A 2,924-nucleotide genomic window follows, 5' to 3' on the forward strand; every position below is an offset into this window, starting at 1 on the left:
AACGACGAACACTGCGACCACACCTGCTGCGGCCCCAACTCGACACCCACATCCATACCGTCGAACAACCGCGTCACGTTCTGATGCGTAACCGCAACACCTTTCGGCGTCCCCGTCGTGCCCGACGTGTAAATGATGTGCGCCACATCATCAGCAGATGTACCCGGCAACGCGCCTGAGGACTGCGCATCGATACGCCGATCGTCGACCTCGACCACCGCGACACCGGATCCGTGCAACCGCTCCGCCAACACAGCCGTGGTCAGCACAGCCACCGGCCCCGCATCAGCCAGCATGAACTCAACCCGAGCATCAGGATGCGCCGGATCAATCGGCAGATATGCCGCACCAGACTTGAGCACTGCCAAGATCGCCACCACAGCCTGTGCCGAGCGTTCCAGCATCAAGGCAACACACTCACCGGGCCCAGCACCATACTCGGTCAGCAAGCGTGCCAACCGATTCGACGCCTCATCCAACTCGCGATACGACAACGCGCGACCCTCGAAACGCACCGCCACCGCGTCGGGTGCGCTCTGCACACGGGCTGCGAACACTGCCGGAATCGAAGACTCCACCACCGGCCGCATCAACACCGCCCGATGACCAACCTCATCCAACCGAGCACAGTCAGCAGCATCAAGCACACCCACAGCCGACAACCGCTGAGCAGTGTCAGCCGTGATCGCCGCCAATACACGTTGCAGCCTCTTGACGAGTGTGCGAACGCTCGCCGCGTCGAATACGTCGGTGCGGAACTCCACCACGCCGCCGATGCCGGCTGGGGCGCCCGTGTCGTTGAAGCGTTCAGCCAGCGAGAACACCAGATCCATACGGGCGGTTCGGGTTTCTGCATCCATCGGTGTGGCTTGCACGTCACCCAGGTTCAGACTAGAAGCTTGCTCGGCGGCGAAGTTCTGCCATGACACCATCACCTGCACGAGTGGGTGGTAGGTCAGGCTCCGGGTCGGGTTGAGTCGCTCGACAAGGGCCTCGAACGGCACGTCCTGATGCTCGAACGCTGCCAACCCGCGTTGGCGTACCTGGTCCAACAGATCAGAAACTGTGGGGTCACCGCCCAGGTCCAGCCGTAGCACGAGAGTGTTGACGAAGAAGCCGACCAGCTCATCGAGGCCCGGATCGCTTCGGCCGGCAGTTGCGATTCCCACCGCCACATCGGAACTGGCACTCAGCTCTGAGAGCAGCGTTGCCAGCGCGGCCTGGACCACCATGAAGCTCGTCGAGTTGTGCTCGCGGGCGACGCGTGCCACCTGTTGCTGCAGTTCGGCAGGCCAATCCACCACCACACTGGAACCCTGGTAGTCGGCCACCGGCGGATACGGCCGATCAGTCGGCAGCTCGAGACGCTCAGGCAGATCGGCCAGTTCTTGTTCCCAATAGGCCAGCTGTGTGGCAATCACACTGTCCGGATCAGATGCCGACCCCAGCCAATCGTGCTGCCACAACGTGTAATCGGCGTACTGCACCGACAACGGCGCCCACTCCGGGGGCCGGCCGGCACAGCGGCTTCCGTAGGCCGAGCCCAGATCCGCCACGAATGGCGTGATCGACCAACCATCGGCAGCGATGTGGTGGACCACCGCCACCAGAACGTGTTGATCCTCAGCTATCCGGAAGAGCGTTGCCCGCAATGGGATTTCCTGCGTGAGGTCAAAGTGCCGCCGCCCGACAACTCCTGCCGCCTCTTCCAACCGATCCGCCGACCACCCGGTGGCGTCGACAACCTGCCAGCCCAGTTCTGCTTGTGCGGCCGGCACGACCAACTGCTGAGGAATCCCGTCGGCGACCCCGAACTTCGTGCGCAGGCTCTCGTGCCGCCCCACCACATCGGCCAATGCCTGTCCCAGCGCAGCCGCGTCCAGGTTGCCGTCGAGCCGCAATGCCACCGCCATGTTGTAGATCGACGACGGCCCCTGCAACTGCTCCAAGAACCACAACCGCTGTTGCGCGTAGGACAGCGGAATGACGTCCGGTCGCTGTTGGGCGACCAACCGCTGACGTCCGCTCGAGCCCGCCTTGATGTGCGGTGCCAGTTGGGCGATGGTGGGCGCGTCGAACAAGGTACGGACACTGACTTCGGCGTCGAAGCCGGCGTTGACGGCTGCGATCAGTCGCATCGCCGTCAGGGAGTCGCCGCCGAGGTCGAAGAAGGAGTCGTCGATGCCGACCCGTTCCAACCCGAGGACCTGGGCGTAGATACCGGCCAGGATTTCCTCGGTAGCCGTGCTCGGAGCCCGATAGTGATCGGTGCCGGTGTATTCCGGCGCGGGCAGGGCCCGCTTGTCCAGCTTGCCGTTGACCGTCAACGGCAACGCATCAAGAGCCACCACGGCTGCGGGCACCATGTAAGCCGGCAACCGCTCGGCCAGGGCCGCACGAGCTTGCACCGGGTCTGCAGTACCGGTCAGGTAACCGACCAACCGCTTGTCACCAGGCTGATCCTCGCGGACGATCACCACCGCCTGCGCCACACCATCCAAATCAGCGAGCGCGCTTTGGATTTCACCCAACTCGATGCGATAGCCGCGGATCTTGACCTGCTCATCAGCACGCCCGGCATACCGCAACTGCCCATCGGCACCCCACGACACCAAATCCCCGGTCCGATACATCCGAGCACCCGGCATACCGAACGGACACGGCACAAACCTCGAGGCCGTCAAACCAGCCCGGCCCAGATACCCCGCACTGACCCCGCGGCCGGCCACATACAACTCACCCACCACACCCGGGGGAACCGGACGCAACCACCGATCCAAAACAAACAAACCAGCACCCGGAACCGGCACACCGATCGGCACCACACCCGAACCAGCCTGCAACGGGGCACTGATCGTGGCATACACCGTCGTCTCGGTCGGACCATACCCATTGATCATCACCCGACCCGGCGCCCACCGATC

General features: G+C 63.9%; 1 protein-coding gene. It reads right to left on the reverse strand.

The window, feature by feature from the left end; translation table 11 throughout:
- Positions 1-2,924, reverse strand: a 2,924-nt coding sequence (locus A5779_RS25840; protein ID WP_165609835.1) for a condensation domain-containing protein, incomplete at both ends; no start/stop codon positions are given.

The organism is Mycolicibacterium peregrinum, assembly GCF_001665625.1.
GTDB lineage: Bacteria > Actinomycetota > Actinomycetes > Mycobacteriales > Mycobacteriaceae > Mycobacterium > Mycobacterium peregrinum_B.